This window comes from Halostagnicola alkaliphila, from assembly GCF_055379965.1.
In genome coordinates this window covers 1-19,724 of sequence record NZ_AP043824.1, presented here as the reverse complement: position 1 = coordinate 19,724, position 19,724 = coordinate 1, and the positions used below count along the sequence as shown (strand labels likewise).

The window sequence follows — 19,724 nt, the reverse complement described above, 5'->3', positions numbered from 1 at the left end:
GACCTCCCTACTCACAGCAGTCCAGATCAGTCCATTGCGGGAAGATCACCGGCGCGCGATCCGGTTATCTGGAATCGTGCGCTCCCCGCTAGCTGCGTGCTCGACTCGAGTTCCGGCTCTTGATCCAGAACTGGATACCGGTCCATCCAGTCGTCGCTGGAACCCGAAAGTGATCGATCGAGAACGAGCACGTCGACGGTGCCGTCGCGAACCTGACACCGAACGTGTTGGTCTCCCTCGGAGAGAATCGTCACTCCGTCCTCGTCGTCGTTCCTGAGGTCTGCGGCGAGCACGTTCCGTTTCGTGCTCCGGAAGTCGTTGGACCCGCGGATTGTCGCGTCGTCTTTCCACGGCTGATCGGGATCGAGTCGCTTCGTGTCGTCGTCCGACCGATCGCCGGTCGGAAACGCGCTCGCGGTCCCCGACGGTCGACCGATGTGATTCGCCGGGTAGGTACTCCAGTGTCCATCCCGCGTCCACGAAAGCGTGGTGTGGTCGTCCGCGACTGGCAACGCCACGCCGATTTCTCGCAGCGTATGCGACTCCTCGAGCGTGAAATCGTACTCGATCTCGATACCCCTCGAGAGGGGGTGGATCACGAACTCACCGGTCGCCGTCTGGTAGCTCACTTCCGTGACGATCGTCTCGCCGTCGTCTCCGATCCGAACATCGTCGACCGTTCGTCCCTCAAGGCGGTGGTCGATGGCTTCGTCGTACGCTCTCCCGGCGTCGGACTGGATCGGCGTTGCGGCGAGCTCGAGGGCTCCGGAGACGACCGAGTCGTTACCCCCCGATCCGACAGCAAGCTCCCCCGACTGACAGTCCACCGACAGCGCGTGGGTCGGCGTTTCCGCGCGAACCGCTCCGTCGGCTTCGAAGACGGATCCGGCACCGTCAGGGGGACCGCCCCCTGTCTCGTTCGTCCGTTCCGATTCCGGCTGCTCTCGGTGAAGTGCGAACGACGTTATCGTGAATCCATCCGGATGACAGGCGCGAACGGTAACTTCGTCCGCGTTCTCCGCGGGGATGACGATCTCTCCGCGTTCTCCGGGTTCGATGTCCGCGTCCACGACACCTTCGCCCTCGGCGTGTTCCCACTCGAGGCGACGATCGGAGAGATTGACGAATTCGTAGCGGTTCTCGATCGTAAGCTGAACCGATTCACCGCCGTCGATCCACTCCGTCGCCGCGAGTTTGACCGGAGAATACGTCTTCTTCACGTGCCAGTATTCGGGCCGCGGCCGTCGGTGTCGGTCGACGATGCCCCAGAGGTAATCGCCCCACTGCTCTAGGTGATCGCCGCCTGCCCAGATTGCCGCACCCATACACGCCTCGAGCGATCGACACTGCTCCCAGATCTCGTCGAACAGGCGACCCCACTCGTCCCGGAGGCCGGGATCGGTGACGAGCTCCTGGTCGTTGTAACAGTAGAGATGGGCATACTCGCCGAACATGGTCGGCTCGTCGTGGTCCTCGAACTGGTCGACCGTCGAATCAACTCGTTTGGCCGGATAGTGGTGGCTGTCGATGTCCACGTGCTCTTCCCACGGTTGACCCTCGTCGTAGACGTCGTAGTGGAAAATCGTCGGACGAGTCGGATCGAGTTCGCGGATGAGCGTCGCCGCGTCCTCGAACGCTTGGTACCACTCGGATTCGTTCGCGATGGACCACAGGCAGACCGAGGTTCGGCTTCGGTCGCGTTCGACCATCTCCGCCGTTTGTTGGAGAACCAGATCGTACTCGGGGTCGGGACGGTCCCGTCCGACGAACATGTGCGGCGCTTCGACCTCGACGACGATCCCCAGTTCGTCACAGGCCTCGAGAAACGCTTCGGAGGTCGGGTGGTGGGCCGTTCGAACGAAGTTGATGTTCGCTTCCAGCAGCCGTTCGGCGTCACGCCGGGTCAGTTCCTCCGGAACCGCGTGGCCGTGCTCGGGGATGTGGATCTCTTCCCAGTTGATCCCCCGAAGCGTGAGCGCCGTTCCGTTCAGGCGGAGTTCGTTTCCGTCGACGGTCAGCTGTCGAATTCCGACCCGTTTCTCGAGAGCGGTTTGCTGGGTACCGTCGGCGAAGGTACACGCGATACCGTACAACCGGGGCTGTTCCGGGTTCCACGTGACCGGATCCGGAACGGGTATCTCGAGCACCGCCGTCCTCGATTCGCCGCTCTCGAGGGGCTCGAGTTCGCGTTCGGTGGAACCGGCGTGTTCTCCGTCCGGGTTCGTCAACTCGAGGTCGACGACCGGGTTTTCGACGATCTCATCCCCGTCGTTCGAAACCGTCGTTTCCGCGTACACCGTCGCGGTTCCGTCCTCGTGGAGTTCGGTGTCTACGTGGAACCGGGAGACGAAGGTCGAAGGAACGCTATAGAGGGTCACGTCTCGCGTAATCCCGCCGGTGACGTTTTGCCAACTGATATCGTCGGCGACTGAATCGTGTGAGACTGCAACGGTCACAGTATTCTCTTGATCGGTCGAGACCTCGTTGGTGATGTCGATTTCGAAGGGGGTGTAACCGCCCGTGTGTTCGCCGACCTCCGTTTCGTTAATCCACACCGTTGCCTGACTGTAGACGGCTCCGAATCGGAGTTTGAGTCGATCGCCGTCCCACGACGGCGGAACGGCGAACGTTCTCCGATACCAACCGTTCTCGTCGTCGGGCGGGTACCATTCGCTCTCGTCCTCGAGGACTTCGTCCCATCTCCACTGTCCCGGAACGTCCTCTGCTCCCCAGTTGTCCGTCTCCGGAATGTCGATGCCCGCGCGTTCAGTGAACTCCCACTTTCCGTTCAGCGATTGTCGACGCTCCGTCTCTGCTGGTCGAGGAGTGAGCGTCACTGACGGAACGGTATCCGTATCGAAACTGGAGAGAACCTCGTCCGTTTCGACGGGGGTTCGATCGCGAGCGCCCACGCTGGGTGCGACGATAGTACTCAATGCAACACCCGATACCGACGAAAGCATCGTTCGTCGGCTAACAGCTTCGCTTGGTATGCCTCTATTTGACATGATCTATCGGCTATTGGCGGTCGATACGTATAGCTATTTCCGTAAGTCATCTGAACGATACAATCGCCACGAGAGAACGCTTCCAACTGATTTAGCTCGCTTGTCGTTGCGTGGGGCCTCGACGAAAACCCACTCCAATTTTGGGCTGTCTCCGCTACTCGTTAGACGCTCCCAGTTTGGACGTACTGTTGGTAGTCGACGTTCGTCTCGCTCGTCTTCGTTTTGAGGGCCGACGAAGTCTGCGGATCGAAGAGGTAGAGGTCCTCCTCCTCGAATCCGAACGTGATTCCGATATCTTCCGCCGGATTGAGCCTGCTTTCGATACGCGCCGTTAGATCGACGTCGCCCATCTCGGCGTAGAGAAAGTTTTCGTTCCCCATCTGCTCGACGACGGTGACGTCACAGGGCATGCTCCCGTCCGAAACGGGCGTCAGGTCTTCCGGCCGGACGCCGACGCGAACGCGGTCCCTGCCCTCAAGCGGAGCGGCGTCCTCGAGGGCGTAGGTGAATTCGCCGGGTCCCGTGAGGGTGTTCCCGCCGACGTCCGCGGAAAAGAGGTTGATACCCGGACTCCCGATGAATCCCGCGACGAACTCGTTGGTCGGGGACCGGTACACTTCTTCTGCGGAACCGACCTGCTGGAGTTCCCCGTGATTGAGAACTGCGATCCGATCACCCATCGCCATCGCTTCAGTCTGGTCGTGGGTCACGTACGCGGTGGTGACGGAGAGTTCCTTTTGTAACTCCTGAAGCTCCGTTCGCATCGTCGACCGGAGCTTCGCGTCGAGGTTCGAGAGCGGCTCGTCCATCAGGAACACCTCCGGATCGCGGATGATCGCACGGCCGAGTGCAACGCGCTGTTGTTGCCCGCCGGAGAGTTCTTTCGGCTTTTTGTTCAACAGCGGCTCGATGCCGAGTAACTCCGCGACCTCCCGCACTCGAGTGGCGATCTCTTCGGAGGATTGCTTCGTCGATAGTTTCAGCGGAAACCCGATGTTCTTCTCGACGCTCATGTGCGGATACAACGCGTAGTTCTGGAACACCATCGCGACGTTTCGTTCCCGCGCTCGTTTGTCCGTCACGTCGACCCCGTCGAACTCGATGGTTCCCTCCGTGACGTCCTCGAGGCCGCCGATGCACCGCAGCGTCGTCGTTTTTCCGCAGCCCGACGGTCCTACGAAGACGAGGAATTCCCCGTCTTCGATTGTGAGATCGACGTCGTCGACTGCCACGATCTGTTCGCCGTCGTCACCGAACTCCTTTCGTAACGTTGTAATGTCAATTGTAGCCATAGTAATCACCTTATTGCTTGACCGATCCTGCGAGAATCCCTTTGATGAAGTACTGCTGGAGCGTCAGGAACACGACGAAGATCGGGATGATGGCGAGCGACGTCGCGACCATTATCTGATCGTAGTACACCCGTTGAGCGCCGACGAGGTCCGCCAACGCGAGCGGAATCGTGTACATTTCCGGTTCCTGTAAGATTACCAGCGGATAGAGGAAGGCTTGCCACTGGAAGAGAAACAGAATAATTGCAAGCGCCGCCAGCGACGGGATCATCGTCGGCAACGCGATCTTGTAGTACAGTTGGAACTCCGTTGCGCCGTCCATCCGTGCCGACTCGAGGAGCGAATCGGGTATCGCTCGCATGTTCTGGCGCATCAAAAATATCCCGAGCGGATTCGCCGCCCACGGAAGAATTACTGCGACAAAGGAGTTTGTCCACCCGAACTGGACCATCAAGAGGAACAGCGGGATAATCAGCAGCTGGATCGGGAGGATGAGCGTCGCGAGAATAAAGTAAAACAGGGGCTCTTTGAACCGGAACTCGTACTTCGCGAAGGCGAAGCCAGCCATCGAGCAAAGAATTAGGGAGAGAAGCGTATAGGAGATCGCGATAACGAGGCTGTTTCCGATACTCCTGATGAAGTTCGTGTTCTCCTGTAGCGCCCCGAGGTTTTCGAAGTAGTACGTGCCAGGGATAACTCGAGGCGGCCAGGAGAAGAACTCCGATTGCGGAATGGTTGCCGTGACAACCATCCAGTAGATCGGAATCGTTACGAGTGCGGTAACGATGAGCAAGAAGATGTAGCTTCCGAACTTCCAGAGCGCTTTGGTTCTGGTTTCCTGTCGCATTAGTCCTCCCCACCTCCGTATTTTATTTGGAGTATCGACAGGATGCTAACCATGGTAACCAGAATCACCGAGGCCGCGCTCGCGTACCCGAGATTGAACTGTAAGAACGCCTGTTCGTAGATGTACTGTACGACGGTAATCGTCGCGTTGCCTGGACCGCCGCCGGTAATGACGTACGGCTCGGCGAATATCTGGAAGGTTCCGATCGTCGAAGTAACCACGACGAACAACAGGACCGGACGGAGTTGCGGGAGTGTCACGTACCGAAACTTCTGCCAACGACTTGCGCCGTCGATTTCGGCCGCTTCGTACAACTGCTGTGGAACCGTCTGTAACCCGGCTAGTATGATGATCATGTTGTATCCAAGCCACCGCCAAGTGACTGCAATCACGAGCGTGATTCGAGCCCAGAACCCGTCCGTCAACCACGGAATCGCCGTCGCGCCGACGGACTCTAGCATGTAGTTGATGAGTCCGATGTCGTCGTTGAACAGCAAGAGGAAGATGGTCGAGTACGCGACGAGACCCGTCGCGACCGGAAGCGCGATCAGGGTCCGAAATAGCCCCTTTGCGCGAATGAATTTGGCGTCCAACACGAGCGCGGTGGCCAGACCGAGGACGACCATCAACGGCACCTGAACGAAGAAAATAAAGGCCGTATTGTACATTGATCGGTGAAAGAGCGAATCCCTGAGAATTAATCGCTCGTAGTTCGATAGACCGGCGAATTCGAGGTTTGCGATTCGCGGAATCGCTATCTCGACTGCCCCGAGCTGGATATCGAAGAGGTTTCCATCAGCCACGCCCAAATACGTAAAAAACGATAGATAGAGCGTATAAACTGTCGGGAACAACAGGAAAACCCCGAAGAGAATAAAAAATGGCGAAATATACAGGTAGGGGAGTCCGGGGAGCGTCGGGAGGCGCTCAGCCAGTTCTTGGCGTTTGTACCGCAGTCCGTCGGAAGCCCGTTTGTACGACTTGGTGGATTGAACCTTCGAAATGAGGGTAGTGAGAGTCATCTGTGTGTCACGTACTCTGTTAACACCGTCGTATCTCCTTTCGTTCGGGGCGTGATCCTCCCCCTTTCAGCCCGATACGGTCTCTCGTGTCCGTTCGCAAGCGTTCGCTTTGGCCGATTACTCGAGCGGACCACCACTCGAGTGGTGAGAGACGGCCGCTCTCGGTTAGTAATTTGAGAACGGTCTCGGGGACATTTTCGTTCCACACGGATCGGGGCTGGCGTCCTAGACGGGTTCGTTCCCGCTGCCGTATCGATTCGTGGTTGTGTCTATTCCAGTGGGACGACTGATCGCGTGTCGTGATATGACGGGTTTGTCTGTCGGTTGTACTCATCTTATGCTAGATCGCGATCTGTGCGATCTGCGACCGTTTCTGCGGCGGCTTCCATCGCTTCTTCCGGCGACTGTTCGTCGTCAAGCATGTCGTTGAGTTCCGTTTCTAGCGCGTCCATGACTTCGGGCGTGTCCGGTGTGTATCGATACGGTTCGATCTCTTCGGCGACCTCCGCAAAGAGTTCCCAGACCGCTTGTCCGTCGTAGAACTCATGTTCCTCCTCGAAAACCGGTGAATCGTATGCGGTCGATAGCGACGGGAAGAGTCCGTACTCCTCTAGCATCGTGTTCTGCACGTCGGGAGTTGTCATGCTCCAGAGACAGTACTCCCAGACTTCTTCGACGACCTCCTCGTCCTGTATCTGCGAAGGAATGACCAGATTAGATCCTCCTCGATTCGACGCTCGAGTTCCGCCTTCCTCAAAGGCTGGCAACTTGTAAACGCCCCAGTTCCCCTCGGTGTCCGGCAGTTCCGCACGGAGGGTTCCGTCCATCCAGGCCGCCGTGGCCATCGACGCGATGGTTCCTTCGGCGAAGGAGGTGAACCAGCCACCGGACCACATTTCGACGCGGGTCGTGATATCCGCCTCGTCTAGTTCATCGATTAGTTCTGCTGCGCGAACGCTTTCGTCGCTATGGATGGTTACCTCGCCGTCTTCGGTGAACGCCTGTCCGCCGAGTTGTCGAAACAACATCCGCCAGAGCTGTGGAATTTCTGCGGTCGGAATGTCGAGCATTGCGACGTCGTCCGGGAGGGACTGTCCGGCTTCGATAAAGTCGTCCCACGTTTCGATGTCGTCAGGATCGATTCCGGCCTCGGCGTACCGTTCTCGGTTGTAGAATATGCCGGTCGGTCCGAGGTCCCACGGGAGGGCGTAATCGTTGCCGTTGATGTTGACCGTGTCCCACTTTCCGTCCACGATGTCGTCTCGTATCCCGGCGTCGTTGATTCGGTCGGTGAGATCCGTCAGTCCGCCGAGGTCGGCGAATGACGCGACTTCGTAGTTCTGGACCGGAGAGAACTCCGGTGCTCCTTCACCGCTCGTAATCGCTGTCTGGAATCGCTGTTCCCAGGCGTCTTCGCCGAGTTCGTCGACCGAAATATCGGTTCCGTTCTCTTCGTTGTATTCCTCCGCAGCGTCTTGGAGCGATTGCGCTGCGACGTTCCATCCCCAACCGGTCGGCTCGGTATCGTCGTCTCCACCGGTACTAACGCATCCGGCAATCCCTGCTATGCCAGCGATTCCGAGTGATTGGAGCAGTCTTCGACGGCGAACGCTAGGGGTAGTCGGCCCTGTCATTAGTTATCCAAACCCATGTTAGAGAAGATATCAAATGAAGGTTTCGGTATATGACCTGTCATGTTATCCCTCGAATTTCGCTCCCGATTTCGCATTCGACGGCGTTTGGGTCGTAAATAGGGCAGGTCAGGGGGCTACGACCCGGAACCACTAGTAAAATCGTATAAACGAATTCCGATCGTCAAAAGTCGTGTAAAAACCGCTCGCGCTGCCGTTGAAGAACTGAAGGAGATCTCTTATGACGGCGACGTAGACGTCTCGGGAAACGAGACGGGGAACGGCGGTTACAGACGAAATAACCTCATCAGCCACGGCGGTCGAGGCACCCTTCGTTCCGGCCGTTATGAGGTCCCCTGACGATATCGAAACGCTGGTCGAGCAAACGGCAGCCACCTACGGCAGTCTCGACGTTCTGGTGAACGGTGCAACCGTTCGGGCGGAGACCACCGCTCGGACGGCGACGCTCGAGGACTGGGAATTCGTTCTTGCAACCACGAACGAGGGAAACGCTCGAGGAACTCGAGTCTCTCTCTGAAGGGCGGCGTTCGTGACCGGTGTCTCGTTACCGGCCGACGGCGGGCGGACGGTCGTCATCGAAGCCGACGGTTTTCGACGGTGCGTCGACCAATAATAACTCCGGTTGACGTTGCTTACTCGGATTCTCGTGGAAATTGAACGCTTTCGATGTAGCTTGAAATTGCGCCGTCCGCGAATTCGAACGGTGAGACCAAAACCCCCCCTTGGAAACGCCATCGCTCGAAATCGATGTTGAATCTCGAGTGCAAGGCAACGGCGTTCACTGTGATGATACGTATCGCGGACTCGAAAGAGATGCCTAGTTGTTCCGACCGATCGCTACGTCCGCGAGCGGGCGGTTACGAAATTCGCACCCGCTTTCGTTTCCCAATGATAAACAATTATTATCCTTGGCGGTGGATGTTCCCTATGGAAACGAACCGGAACGAACTACCGATACGCGCGGTCGGAACGTGCTTTCGACTTATCGAAGCACTCGAACATCGTCGAGAGGCAGGTGTTACTGAACTTGCCCGGAAACTCGAGATTTCGAAAGGGACCGTTCACAAGCATCTCTCGACGCTGGAGACAATGGGGTACGTGACGAACAACAGCGGTTCGTACCGACTCGGGTTTCGATTCCTCGGAATCGGAGAACGCGTCCGCAGCCGCGATCAATTCTGTCTCGTCGCCAGAGCTGCGATAGACAACCTCGCCGAAACCACGAGTGCGACGGTTAGTTTGATGATCCACGAGCACCAACTCGGCGTCTATGCGTACCGTGCCGGTGGGACCTCCGAGACCAGTGGCTTTCTTCCCCCGGTCGGTGGCTCCGTGTTCCTCCACGCGACGGCGGGTGGGAAAGCGATCCTCTCTCAGCTCTCTGCGGACACAATAGACGACATCCTTGAGAAACGGGGGCTTTCAGAATGTACGGGAAAGACGATCACCACGAGAGAGCAATTAACTGAAGAACTCCAATCGGTTCGCGACCGAGGACTGGCTTTCGAGCGCGGAGAGCACGTTCCGTCCATTCAGTGTGTCGCGGCACCAATTCGCACACCTTCCGGAAGCGTCGCTTCGATCACGGCCGCAGGGAACATCGACCATATGAGCGGGAAGAAACTCGAGGAAGACATCGCCGGGCTCGTGGTCAGTGCGAGCAACGCTGTGGAAGTATCGCTCTTGCAAAGAGAGTAACTCGGAACGCCGTTTCGATATATGAAACACCCTGGCTCGAACGTTCGGTGTCTTATGGGTATCACGCCTTGAGAAACGCATTTACAATCGCCTACTCGTATGCACACCGTTGTACTTACCGTCCGCTTTTCGTTCCATTGTGAGAAACGATCTGGAACCGTCGAAGGAGGCTGTTCGACTCGGGCCCGTTTTCGGGGAATTTCTCCTGGTGTGGTATCGAGACACGGAATGTATTTCTCCGACCCGTCCAAGATGCCATCTGATTACTATAGTACTTCTGTAAAAGTATTTGGGCAATCATCTCGAACCGGTTATTCCTCACGGACGAAATTGGTATCCCAACTACAGTCTAGTGATACCGAACAGTCTAGTACAGCACCTCCGATTGCGTCTGTCTGTTACGTGACTGGTGATGTCACTGCTGTTATCGTAGTGTATAAATCAAGTCTTTCTCTGGCGCTTGACTGATCGATTATCGACGAAATGTGAATGTGGTTAATACTATTTGGGAGACAAATCACGTTTCGATCGAGTTTCGTTCGCCGATCGAGCGACTGCTACATCCTCGCCCAAAAAGTGAACCCAGACAGACGTCGCAATCGACGGTAACTTCAGTTTCAGAACGGTTGTGTTCCCCGCTGAATTCGTGAAGAAACGCGGCAACTGAATTGGGGCCCCTTCAAGGAATACGCTATCGGGAACCGTTTCAGATCACAGCATTGCGGTGTATGCCCAAAGCCAACCACCGTTAGAAACAACTTTAATCTCCCAATACCGGCCCTAAGACGGCTTGACCGCCCGCAGACGCCTTCGCGTTTGCTAACGAGCCGAATCTCCGTTTTGGCGACCATTGGAGAACACTGTTCTCCAAGAGGCCACACGAAAGCGTCGCTTCCGTGTTCGCTGGCGGGTCTGGAACGCTGTTAGCTCACCGAAACACCCAGTGCGAGGTCGATTTATGGACTTTCACGCAGATCGGGCGAGGAATCGATTGTGTTTCTCGAAGCGAACAACCGGTTGCGTAGAGGCAGGCGGTAAACCATCCGAACGTGGTCGCAGTCCGCTCATGCATCCCCGATTTGTCAAATCCAACCGCGCGGCCCTCTTCGAGCACAATGCCAGATTCCCTTCAGAATCAGCTCTCTTTTTAAACTGCTTCCGATACACTGCCAGTTGAAAAGAGATAGTTGCCACTAATTCACCCGCGGCTTGCTCGGTCGAAGCGAGTGTTACTCGGGTTGGAGGCCGTTCTGGAGCAGGTAGTGTGCAATTCGATTTGACGTCAACCAGTCGTCACTTTCGAGCTCGAAGTTCCACTCACCATCGTTGACGAAGTAGTGTTCGCTCCACGGGAAGATAGTCACACCCGGCAGGAGTTGATTGTGAACCCAGGCGAGGTTGGTCGAGTGCTCCATGAGTTCGTCGTCGTCCTGAGCGGTCGCCATTGCCTCGAGTTCCTCCTCGATGTCGAATGTGACCGTGTCGCCGTCGGGATTGCCGACTTCGGGAACGTCAACTTCTTCATCAACGATACCTGTGCGCTCGGTGAACAGCCCGCGGTCAGGGTTGTGAAACTCCTCGTCTAAGTCGGCGTGAGGGTGATAGTCACGTGCCATTCCGTAGTTCAGGTGGACGGTCATGTCGTACGCAAGATTGTCTCCAATTTCGGCATCCCACGTCGTCATTTCTTCGACGTACCAGTCCATGTCGATACCGAACTCAGCGAGGTTGTTGTAGATGAGTTCCGAGTGAGTGTCGAACCAGTCGCCAGCCGGGAAATGGACCGTCCAGACGTCGCCGTCGGGCGTAAGCCAGTAGTCGCCGTCGTATTCGAAGCCGACTTCCTCGAGTAGTTCCGCAGCGGTGTCGGTGTCTTCGGGCGCGTAGTTCGGCATGGCATCGAGCGCGTCTTCGTCAACGAAGTTCTCGACGTAGCCGTAGTCGATACCCGTCGAGTACTCGTCGATCGGCGTCCCGGGCGCAGCAACGTCGACGAGATTCTCCATGTCGATGGCGTAGGCGATCGCTTGACGCACTTCGGCGTGGTCACGGATGTACTCATCTTCAGTCCCGAAAATGAGTGTAAACGACTGGCCGGAGAACGACACGGGCGGCTCGTCGTATTTGCTTGGGACGCTGTCGATATCGGGGTTGTTGTGTTCCCAGTCGACTTCGCCAGCCTGAACGCCTTCTTCGTCGTCGTAGACACCGTGACGAAGGTAGAACTCCCAGTCCTGTGCGATCGGGTGATTCGGATTCGGGATCTGGTCTGCATACTGTTCGTTGGCGTCGATAAAGATGAACGGACCCGAGAAAATCGTCTGGTCCCAACTGGGTTCGAATCTGAGTACGTCCTCGCGAATGCTTTGTCTCTCGTCTTCGTCTTCTGCCTCCTCGAACGCCTCGATGAATTGACCGAACTGGTCTTCTGATACCTGCAAAATCGTTTCGGCCCACTGGTTCATCCAGAGCCCGTCCTCGAGGTCGGTGTATTCATCGCGAGGTTCAATGACGAGCGTGTAGTCGTCCTCAGCGTAGATCCCTTCGTCAGGGTCGACGAAGTTCTGCATTCCCATCCCCATATACGCACTGAGTCGCATCTCGGTCGCGAAGTCCTGTGCCGTGACATCTCCGCCGGTCGACCAGCCATAGTCCTCACTGAGGGTCACTTCCGTCCGGAGGTCGTCGTCAATCTCCCAGTCCTCGGCGACGCGCGGGATGAACTCGTCAGTTTCGGTATTGTAGACGGTGAGGTACTCGTTACAGAACTCCTGACCACCGTCCCCCGAACTCCAGTTCGGATGATACGGGTTAAACAGGTATTCGTCGCTAAACGGATTGACGGCACCCGATGGAACTGCCTGATGGTACTCGTCCACGTAATTCTCGTTGTAGTCGATATCGTCTAGAACGTTCTCGAGGTTGTCGTCACCCAGCAAGTCGGAGTCGTCGTCGCCGAAACAACCTGCGAGCGTCGCCGCACCCGTAGCCCCCGAAAGGGCCAGCACTTTTCTACGCGACAAATAACCCTGGCGGTCGTTGCTTGTTGGCATCGAACTAATATGTATCATTGTCCATTATAAATGTTATGGGAACCGTTTTGCCCGATCAATTGCTCGAGTTACCGGATCGGCGGTCGTCTGACCGTACACCACTGCCGGGGTGAACCGCCACGCTAGCGTCGCGCGTGGCTCACGCCATCCAGGATGCAGTCGGGCGAAGTAATCGAGTTCCTCTTCCATCTGATCGACCTGCAGGATCCCGATGTCGATAGTCGTGTCCCCCACTGTCACCCGGAGACGTTCTTGAAGTACTCGTGACTCGAGTTCATCATCGCCTGTATGGCAACCGGATCGCGCTCGAGGATGAATCGGGTCGTGTTGAGCGGGTCGATTCCAAGATCGGTGACCACTCGTCTCGGGGCCGACGAGCTACTGTTTAGTCGCCACTGTTTTTTCCCCAGCCAATGATGGTTTAAGATGTGTCTGCGTGGACGTGGACCGGTTCGCCGATCGCGCCTCCGTTAACGAGTTCTCGGCCCGTTTGACTGTCGGTTCCGTGTGCTGCTGCGCTCCCGACAACCGCGAGGTGGCGTACATTGGGTGTACGGATGTAGACCGCGTCGTAGGCGTCGGTTGCAATACCGTCGTGTAGTTTATCAGCGGTGAGTCCGTAGCCGCTCGACTCGTGGGTCGCGACGAACGTCTCACAGGATCATAGCGGGAGTACCTTGCGTGTGTTTCGCCGTGTGAGGACGATAGTTGCAAGTTCGAGCCGATGGAAGGATATATATGATAAAAGGCCCAACGTGGTAGTCGATGACATATGCCAGGACAGCGTGGTGTCTGCCCATGTATGATGATCAATTGATTGTTTCGGAAGGGGGTATCGTCAACGATGTCAAATAAGGCGATTGAACCAACGGCGACGACGACTCGAGCGACGGGGGATCCGGTCATTACGGTACGAGACGCAAACGTCCGATTCGAGATGGACAAAGGTACCTCGAAGGTGCTCAATAACGTCACTATAGATATCCAACGAGGGGAAACGCTCGGCGTCGTCGGAGAAAGCGGCAGCGGCAAGTCGATGTTCGCCGACGCGTTGCTCGATGCCGTCGTCGAACCCGGGATACTGACGGGCGAAATTATGTACTACCCCGAAGACCGGGAACCGATCGACCTGCTCAACCTTTCTCCGTGGAAACTGCGAGAAGTGCGCTGGGAGGACATCTCGATGGTATTTCAGGGCGCGATGAGCGCCTTCAACCCCACGATGTCTATCGGCGAGCACTTCGAGGAAACCCTCGAGGCCCACGGCTGGGATGTCGCCGAAGGGCTCGAGCGAGCGAACGAGTTGTTCGAGGACCTTCACCTCGAGCCCGAACGGATGCTTTCGTCGTTTCCACACGAACTCTCCGGTGGACAGAAACAGCGAGCGCTGATCGCGCTGAGCCTTATTCTGGAACCCGAAGTGCTCGTGATGGACGAGCCGACAGCAGCGCTCGACCTGTTGATGCAGCGGTCGATTCTCAACTTGCTCTATGATATCAAAGACAAGTACAACCTCACACTCGTATTTATCAGCCACGACCTGCCGATCGTCTCCGGATTCGCCGATCGGCTGGCCGTCCTCTACGCCTTCGAATTCGTCGAGGTCGGCGAAGCAAACGAAATCCTCGGCAACTCTGCACATCCGTACACGAGGGCGCTGCTCAAGTCAACGCCCAACTTAGAGATTCCCTTAGCGGAGATGCAGCCGATAGAAGGCGAGAGTCCAGATCCAGTTACCCATCCCGGCGGTTGCTCGTACCACCCGCGTTGTCCGCTCGGCGACGAACGCTGTGAGGTAGACGATCCGCGGTTCGAGTCGGTCGACGACGACCACGAGGTCCGCTGTCACTATTGGGAACGAGCGGACGAGGGAGTCCCCCTCGTTTTCGGCGGTGATTCCGATGAGTGAAGACGACGATCCGGTCGTTTCGGTTCGCGATCTACAGGTTCACTTCGAAGACTCGTCGATGATCAACTCGATGACGCCCGACTGGCTCGGCAACAAGCTTGGACTCGAGGAAGATCCCACCGTTCGGGCCGTCGACAACATTGATCTCGATCTCGGCGAAAACGACGTACTCGCGCTGGTCGGCGAGAGCGGAAGCGGGAAGACCACGCTCGGGAAGGCGATGGTCGGGCTCACTCGCCCCACCGACGGCACCGTCAAATACCGCGGTCACGACATTTGGGAAGTCCGTGACGGCGACGACGATGCCGTCACGTTCGAAGAGGTCCGACGGTCCCTCCAGATCATCCACCAGGATCCCGGAGCGGCGCTCAACCCCTACCGATCCGTCCTCGAGAACCTCGAGGTCCCACTCAAGCGCTGGCACCCGCACCTCAACTTCGCCGACCGGCGAAGTCGGATCCACCAGATGCTCGAACGAACGGGGATTAGCCCGCCGGAGGACTACGCGAACCGGTACGTCCACCAGCTTTCCGGCGGCGAGCAACAGCGTGTCGCGCTCATTCGCTCGCTGTTGGTCGAGCCCGAAGTGATACTCGCCGACGAGGCCGTCAGCGCACTCGACGTTTCGCTTCGAATCGGCGTGATGGACCTCTTTCTCGAGATGCAGGAGCTGTTCGATACGTCGTTCGTGTTCATCAGCCACGACCTCGCGAACGCCCGCTACCTCGCGGGGAAATCGGGTGGCAAGATCGGCGTGATGTATCTCGGCGAACTCGTAGAAGTGGGGACAGCAGAGGAAATCATTCAGAACCCACAACATCCATACACCAAGGTGTTACAGTGGGCAACGCCGGAACTGGATCCGGAACGTGCCGAAGAGTCGATGCGAGAATCTCCGCCGGTCCGAAAAATCGACATTCCGGATGCGACCAACCCTCCCACAGGGTGTCGGTTCCACACCCGCTGTCCCGACGCACGAGAGGCCTGCCGACAGGAGGCCCCGGCCCTCTACGAGAGCGACGGCGACCAGCACCACGAGACGAAGTGTTTCCGCAACATAGACGACCACGAGTACTGGCAAAGCGACGAAATCGTCGACGGCCAGTTCGACGGATCCGCATCCACGGAGGAATCGGCGACCGACGAAGCCTCGTCCTGATTTGGCCGTCGATTCCTCGTTTTTGCGGTCGTTTGGCTCGCGTGTTTATCTCCCCCTGAATTCGCGCTCGATAATCTCAATTCGCACTCGATGGGGAGAATCCGCACTCGAGCCCGCACCGACCGTCGATTCGAGTGCGGGGTCCGCCAACAGCTTAAAACGGCTTCCAGTTCGAGTAGAGTGCAATCACCGTCCCGATAACTGTGAGGCCGAGGATAATCGCGCTGACCTGACTGATGACGTATGACGGCGTTCCGGGCTCGAGGTACAGAAATGCCCATCCGAGCACCAGTAACATGGTTACCGACATGGCAAACATCCAGATCCAGATTTGTTGACTGAAACTGGAGAGGCGGTTATGTGAAGGGTTCGGCATTCGTACCGTCGACTACTGGCTCGGTATAGATAAACGTCGGGGAAATCGAGAACGACACTGTGTGGCCCGGAATGGCCCGCATCGAACTGCCGACCGTCAGTGACTCAACTCTGCTGCCGTGTCATACGGTTTATTGTAAGTCATTTTCGGCGCAACCGCGTCCCGTCCTGCGGTTGCGCCGGTAAATCGTTACAGTAATCCGTATCAGACCGTATGATTGATATGGTGTGAGTCCGTCTCACCGTAGTATGATAGATAAGTACAACGAGCGATTCGAGCACCCGTATCTGTTCGCACTCATTCCGGCCGCAGGCGTTCTTTTCGGTATGGCAGTGATCGCCTCCGGTATCGGGTCAGACTTTGCAGCGGGGTTCTTGGCCCTGTACGCGACGGTGATGATCGTCCTGTGTACGCTCGGCTACGTCACTCTCTTGTTATTTGCGTTCAGCACGCAATATCTCCGTCAGTGGCGCATTCAGCGGTCGGATTTCGAATAACCCGTTCTCCACTCTTTGCGTTTGAGGACGTGTATCCGTTCCTCTGACACGAGCGTCCCCACACGTCGCGTACGGTGGGAGGTTTCGGCGAATACGCTTGTCGCCTGGACCCGGTTCGCGACGGCCGTCGTCAGGACACCTCGGGAACGCGGCCCTTCTCGTCCGGAACGCCCGATTTATCGTAAAAGTACGCACAGAGCGTTTCGCACCATCGTTCGGCCTGAACGACCTGTTCGTCCAATCGTTCGGCGACGTGGCGATAGCGCCGATCGTCGACGACGCCTCGCAGTGGTTCGGAAGCCGCTTTGTGGCTTCCGTCATCACGAGACTGCGAAGCACTCTCGAGCGATTCCCACTTCGCCCGCAGTTTACGAACGCTCTCGACGCCGTCGTGGCAGTTATCATAGAGCGTCTGGACGACGGTCCGCCCGTCCTCGAGTTCGTACTCCCACGGGAGATGATGGAAAAAGAGCAGGAGTTCCTTCGGACACGCCTCGACCGAATCGTAGCGTTCGGTGATCGGATCACGATACTGGGCGGCGTAGCCGCTCCCTTCCGAGGTCCGATCGACGCCGATGCCGTCCTCGGTCGCACCGATGTACTCGGGCCACTCCTCCGGCGCTGGGTCATAGTGGTTCTCCAGGGCGGCTTCGCCGTTGTACATCATGTGCATCAGGCCGATTCCGCCGGTGTGGTAGTCGATACAGGCGTCCCACGACTCGAGGAGAATATCGCTGACGGCCTCGACGACAGCCGGGTCGTGGCCGAACGTTTGGCGGACCCACTCGTCGGTGATCGCCTCGGTTTCGAGGTCGGGATCCCAGCAGAGTCGCCCGAACCCGTAGAGGTTCGACTGGAGAAGGTGATTGCCGGTCCAGTTCGGGTCCTCGCCGACGATGCCGACGCCGGCGATACCCTGCCCGTCGCGTTCGGCGAGCACATCCTTGACGGGGGTTCGCTCTCCGTCCGCATAGGAATCAAACTCGAGGGTCTCCTTCCACATTGGGACGTGGAAGGTAGTGTGGACGCCCTGACCGGTGTACTCGCCGGTGATCTGCAGTTCACAGCCCAGATTGGTTTCGGGCATCGCACCGAACAGCGTCGAGACGGGCTCACGTTGCTGGAAGTCGATCGGCCCGTTTTTGATCTGGACGGTGACGTTCTCGTAAAATTCACCGTCGATGTGGGAGAACGCCTCGTAGGCCTGAACTGCGCGGTCGTCGTGCTCGGAATAGACGAACGCGCGCCACCAGACGCGGCCGCCGTGAGGTTCGAGCGCTTCGCCGAGGACGTTCGCTCCCTCCGCGTGGCTCCGGTCGTAGTCGTAGGGACCGGGCTGGCCCTCGGAGTCAGCTTTGACCAGAAAACCGCCGAAGTCGGGAATCACGTCGTAAACTTCGTCGACCTTGTCTTGCCACCACTGGCGAACGTCGGGATCGAGGGGATCAGCCGTTTCGAGACCGCCGAGTCGGATCGGCGCGGCGTAGTTGACCGAGAGGTAGATCGTGATGCCGTACCGCCGGAAGACGGAAGCTAGCGCCTCGAGCTTCTCCAAGTTCTCGCGCTCTAGGAGTTGCCAGCCGGCGCGTTCGGCGACGGCGTCGTTGGCGGACGGTCGATCGGGGATGCCGGTGTTGACATTGTTCGGGACGACGCCGTTGATGCCGACGGATGCGAGCAGGCGCGCGTAATCGAAATACCGTTCGCGGAGGTCGGGCAATCGCTCCCAGTCGAAGATGGACTGACCGGCGTAGCCGCGTTCGACGGAGCGACTGAACGGGTTATCCCAGTGGTTGATGATCCGGGAGGCGTTCGCGGGTTCCTCGACGATGTCTAAGTCGTCGATCGGTTCGCCCAACGCGACGAGGCGCAACAGATGGAACGTACCGTAGACGAGCCCGCCGTCGTTCGGAGCCGTGATAACGGTACACTCGTGGCCCTCCCACTCGACGGTCCGAATCACGTAGCCGCCTTCCTCGAGATTCCAAACTTCGTCTGACTCGACCGTCTCGCTGATAGGTCGCATCTCTTCGGGATGACCGATGACGAGGAAGTTCTCGACCGATCGCGGCGGGTGCTGCCAGAGGTGCGGTTCCCGGCCGAGCATTCCCCGAATTCCCGTTCTGAGTTCCTCCCGAACGGCTCCGAGTTCGGGTGCACCTTCGGAGACATACGCGTGGGAAAGTCGATTTCGGTACGCCGGGAGGGCGGCGTCGTCGACGCGCTCGTACCGGAGCCAGCAGTCGTCGTACGTGGAGTCGAACATTCGTCCCTACATGTGTGTGAGTACAATAAAAACGTTCCCCGTTGGTAGACGCTACCGTTCGATTCTATAATTTCTGTGATATATCGCCATCATTTCTCTCGAGTGCCCTCGGCGCTCACCGTTCCTCGAGGGTGCGCTTGACAGCGTCGTAGGCCGGTTTCTGGCCGTATCGATCGTCGAACAGCAGCGGATCACCGGTGTAGCGCTCGCCGAAGTCCTTGAAGCTCCGGAGCCAAGAACTCCCGTCGTGAACTCCCCAAGTGACGACCGTGTCACAGCCAGCGTCAAGACAGGCCACGATAGTGTCTCGATAGAACGTCGCCTGCGTCTCGAGTGGATTTTCGGGTACGTCGTCGGTGTGAAAGGCAACATCCATTTCGGTGAGGTGCACCTCGAGACCGAGTTCCTGGAACCGTCCGATATTCTCTGCGATCGAATCCGGGTCCGGATGGTCGCCCAGCGCGTGCATCTGGAGGCCAACGCCGTCGATCGGGACATCGTCCTCGAGCAACCCCTCGAGGAAGTCGTAGATCGCGTCGGATTTCTCGTTGATTTCGTCGGCGCCGTAATCGTTGTAATAGAGGTCGGCATCGGTGACTTCGTCGGCCCATCGGAACGCATCGGCGAAGTACTCCTCGCCCAACGCGTCGGACCACACCGTTCGGCGCATCGAGCCGTCATCGGCGACCGCCTCGTTAACGACGTCCCAGGCGTCGATTTTCGAGCGGTAACGGCCGGCGACAGTGTGGATGTGATCCCGTAGGAACGTCCGAAGTTGGTCGTCCGCGTAGTCCCACGCCTGGAACCAGTCGGGTTTCTGGTTGTGCCAGACGAGAGTGTGTCCGCGAACGAACATGTCGTTTTCGACGCCGAAGTTGACGATCGCGTCGGCATCTTCGAAATCGTACGTGTGTCGAGACGGTCGCAGCGGCCCCATCTTCAGTA

Annotated in this window: 15 protein-coding genes and 1 pseudogene; 5 read left to right on the top strand and 11 right to left on the bottom strand. The window is 57.8% G+C overall.

What is annotated here, in order from left to right:
• Positions 1 to 26 precede the first annotated feature (26 nt).
• The 5 genes from ACZ5C7_RS00080 to ACZ5C7_RS00060 all read right to left on the bottom strand — a co-directional run bounded on the left by ACZ5C7_RS00080 (position 27) and on the right by ACZ5C7_RS00060 (position 7,803).
• Positions 27 to 3,008, bottom strand: a complete 2,982-nt coding sequence (locus tag ACZ5C7_RS00080) for a glycoside hydrolase family 2 protein (RefSeq protein WP_464374359.1) — start codon at positions 3,006 to 3,008, stop codon at positions 27 to 29.
• Positions 3,009 to 3,169: 161 nt separating this feature from the next.
• On the bottom strand, positions 3,170 to 4,300 hold the full coding sequence (locus ACZ5C7_RS00075) for an ABC transporter ATP-binding protein (protein ID WP_464374358.1): 1,131 nt from the start codon (positions 4,298 to 4,300) through the stop codon (positions 3,170 to 3,172).
• A gap of 10 nt (positions 4,301 to 4,310) precedes the next feature.
• Positions 4,311 to 5,147: a carbohydrate ABC transporter permease gene (locus tag ACZ5C7_RS00070; RefSeq protein ID WP_464374357.1), complete on the bottom strand. Its 837-nt coding sequence runs from the start codon at positions 5,145 to 5,147 to the stop codon at positions 4,311 to 4,313.
• A complete protein-coding gene (locus ACZ5C7_RS00065; RefSeq protein ID WP_464374356.1) occupies positions 5,147 to 6,169 on the bottom strand; it encodes a carbohydrate ABC transporter permease in 1,023 nt (340 codons plus the stop codon). Before ACZ5C7_RS00065 ends, ACZ5C7_RS00070 begins: the two co-directional genes overlap by 1 nt.
• Before the next feature lie 335 nt (positions 6,170 to 6,504).
• Complete coding sequence (locus ACZ5C7_RS00060) at positions 6,505 to 7,803, bottom strand: extracellular solute-binding protein (protein WP_464374355.1); 1,299 nt, start codon at positions 7,801 to 7,803, stop codon at positions 6,505 to 6,507.
• A 271-nt stretch (positions 7,804 to 8,074) separates the two neighbouring features.
• Here ACZ5C7_RS00060 and ACZ5C7_RS00055 point away from each other — a divergent pair.
• Positions 8,075 to 8,338: pseudogene (locus ACZ5C7_RS00055) on the top strand (SDR family NAD(P)-dependent oxidoreductase); the annotation flags it as partial.
• 410 nt (positions 8,339 to 8,748) lie between these two features.
• Positions 8,749 to 9,519 carry an IclR family transcriptional regulator gene (locus ACZ5C7_RS00050; protein WP_464374354.1) on the top strand — a complete coding sequence of 257 codons (771 nt, stop codon included), beginning with the start codon at positions 8,749 to 8,751 and terminating at the stop codon, positions 9,517 to 9,519.
• Between the two features lie 1,229 nt (positions 9,520 to 10,748).
• Here the strand turns inward: ACZ5C7_RS00050 and ACZ5C7_RS00045 are convergent.
• The 3 genes from ACZ5C7_RS00045 to ACZ5C7_RS00035 are packed head-to-tail and all read right to left on the bottom strand — an operon-like array spanning position 10,749 to position 12,931.
• On the bottom strand, positions 10,749 to 12,572 hold the full coding sequence (locus ACZ5C7_RS00045) for an ABC transporter substrate-binding protein (protein WP_464374353.1): 1,824 nt from the start codon (positions 12,570 to 12,572) through the stop codon (positions 10,749 to 10,751).
• A gap of 33 nt (positions 12,573 to 12,605) precedes the next feature.
• The gene (locus tag ACZ5C7_RS00040; protein ID WP_464374352.1) at positions 12,606 to 12,806 is read right to left on the bottom strand and encodes a hypothetical protein; all 201 of its coding nucleotides are present in this window, start codon (positions 12,804 to 12,806) and stop codon (positions 12,606 to 12,608) included.
• A 2-nt stretch (positions 12,807 to 12,808) separates the two neighbouring features.
• Positions 12,809 to 12,931: a hypothetical protein gene (locus ACZ5C7_RS00035; protein WP_464374351.1), complete on the bottom strand. Its 123-nt coding sequence runs from the start codon at positions 12,929 to 12,931 to the stop codon at positions 12,809 to 12,811.
• Positions 12,932 to 13,416: 485 nt separating this feature from the next.
• Here ACZ5C7_RS00035 and ACZ5C7_RS00030 point away from each other — a divergent pair, with 485 nt between their 5' ends.
• Positions 13,417 to 14,481: an ABC transporter ATP-binding protein gene (locus ACZ5C7_RS00030; RefSeq protein WP_464374350.1), complete on the top strand. Its 1,065-nt coding sequence runs from the start codon at positions 13,417 to 13,419 to the stop codon at positions 14,479 to 14,481.
• Complete coding sequence (locus tag ACZ5C7_RS00025; protein ID WP_464374349.1) at positions 14,474 to 15,640, top strand: ABC transporter ATP-binding protein; 1,167 nt, start codon at positions 14,474 to 14,476, stop codon at positions 15,638 to 15,640. The genes ACZ5C7_RS00030 and ACZ5C7_RS00025 overlap by 8 nt, the downstream gene beginning before the upstream one ends.
• 154 nt (positions 15,641 to 15,794) lie before the next feature.
• On the opposite strand, the gene ACZ5C7_RS00020 is transcribed toward ACZ5C7_RS00025, so the two are convergent.
• A complete protein-coding gene (locus ACZ5C7_RS00020) occupies positions 15,795 to 15,950 on the bottom strand; it encodes a hypothetical protein (RefSeq protein ID WP_464374348.1) in 156 nt (51 codons plus the stop codon).
• 314 nt (positions 15,951 to 16,264) lie between these two features.
• Here ACZ5C7_RS00020 and ACZ5C7_RS00015 point away from each other — a divergent pair, with 314 nt between their 5' ends.
• Positions 16,265 to 16,513: a hypothetical protein gene (locus ACZ5C7_RS00015; protein WP_464374347.1), complete on the top strand. Its 249-nt coding sequence runs from the start codon at positions 16,265 to 16,267 to the stop codon at positions 16,511 to 16,513.
• A gap of 130 nt (positions 16,514 to 16,643) precedes the next feature.
• Here ACZ5C7_RS00015 and ACZ5C7_RS00010 read toward each other — a convergent pair whose 3' ends face one another.
• Together ACZ5C7_RS00010 and ACZ5C7_RS00005 are read right to left on the bottom strand one after the other, a co-directional pair.
• A complete protein-coding gene (locus tag ACZ5C7_RS00010) occupies positions 16,644 to 18,779 on the bottom strand; it encodes an alpha-glucuronidase family glycosyl hydrolase (protein ID WP_464374346.1) in 2,136 nt (711 codons plus the stop codon).
• A gap of 115 nt (positions 18,780 to 18,894) precedes the next feature.
• Positions 18,895 to 19,724 (bottom strand): endo-1,4-beta-xylanase (locus ACZ5C7_RS00005; protein ID WP_464374345.1); only part of this gene is annotated, 830 nt, incomplete at its 5' end.

Excerpts from the sequence above, each read along its gene's own strand:
- ACZ5C7_RS00060 (WP_464374355.1), bottom strand. The coding sequence starts at position 7,803 with ATGACAGGGCCGACTACCCCTAGCGTTCGCCGTCGAAGACTGCTCCAA.
- ACZ5C7_RS00010 (WP_464374346.1), bottom strand. The coding sequence starts at position 18,779 with ATGTTCGACTCCACGTACGACGACTGCTGGCTCCGGTACGAGCGCGTC.
- ACZ5C7_RS00030 (WP_464374350.1), top strand. The coding sequence starts at position 13,417 with ATGTCAAATAAGGCGATTGAACCAACGGCGACGACGACTCGAGCGACG.
- ACZ5C7_RS00080 (WP_464374359.1), bottom strand. The coding sequence starts at position 3,008 with ATGTCAAATAGAGGCATACCAAGCGAAGCTGTTAGCCGACGAACGATG.
- ACZ5C7_RS00050 (WP_464374354.1), top strand. The coding sequence starts at position 8,749 with ATGGAAACGAACCGGAACGAACTACCGATACGCGCGGTCGGAACGTGC.
- ACZ5C7_RS00045 (WP_464374353.1), bottom strand. The coding sequence starts at position 12,572 with ATGCCAACAAGCAACGACCGCCAGGGTTATTTGTCGCGTAGAAAAGTG.
- ACZ5C7_RS00075 (WP_464374358.1), bottom strand. The coding sequence starts at position 4,300 with ATGGCTACAATTGACATTACAACGTTACGAAAGGAGTTCGGTGACGAC.
- ACZ5C7_RS00025 (WP_464374349.1), top strand. The coding sequence starts at position 14,474 with ATGAGTGAAGACGACGATCCGGTCGTTTCGGTTCGCGATCTACAGGTT.
- ACZ5C7_RS00070 (WP_464374357.1), bottom strand. The coding sequence starts at position 5,147 with ATGCGACAGGAAACCAGAACCAAAGCGCTCTGGAAGTTCGGAAGCTAC.
- ACZ5C7_RS00015 (WP_464374347.1), top strand. The coding sequence starts at position 16,265 with ATGATAGATAAGTACAACGAGCGATTCGAGCACCCGTATCTGTTCGCA.
- ACZ5C7_RS00065 (WP_464374356.1), bottom strand. The coding sequence starts at position 6,169 with ATGACTCTCACTACCCTCATTTCGAAGGTTCAATCCACCAAGTCGTAC.
- ACZ5C7_RS00020 (WP_464374348.1), bottom strand. The coding sequence starts at position 15,950 with ATGTCGGTAACCATGTTACTGGTGCTCGGATGGGCATTTCTGTACCTC.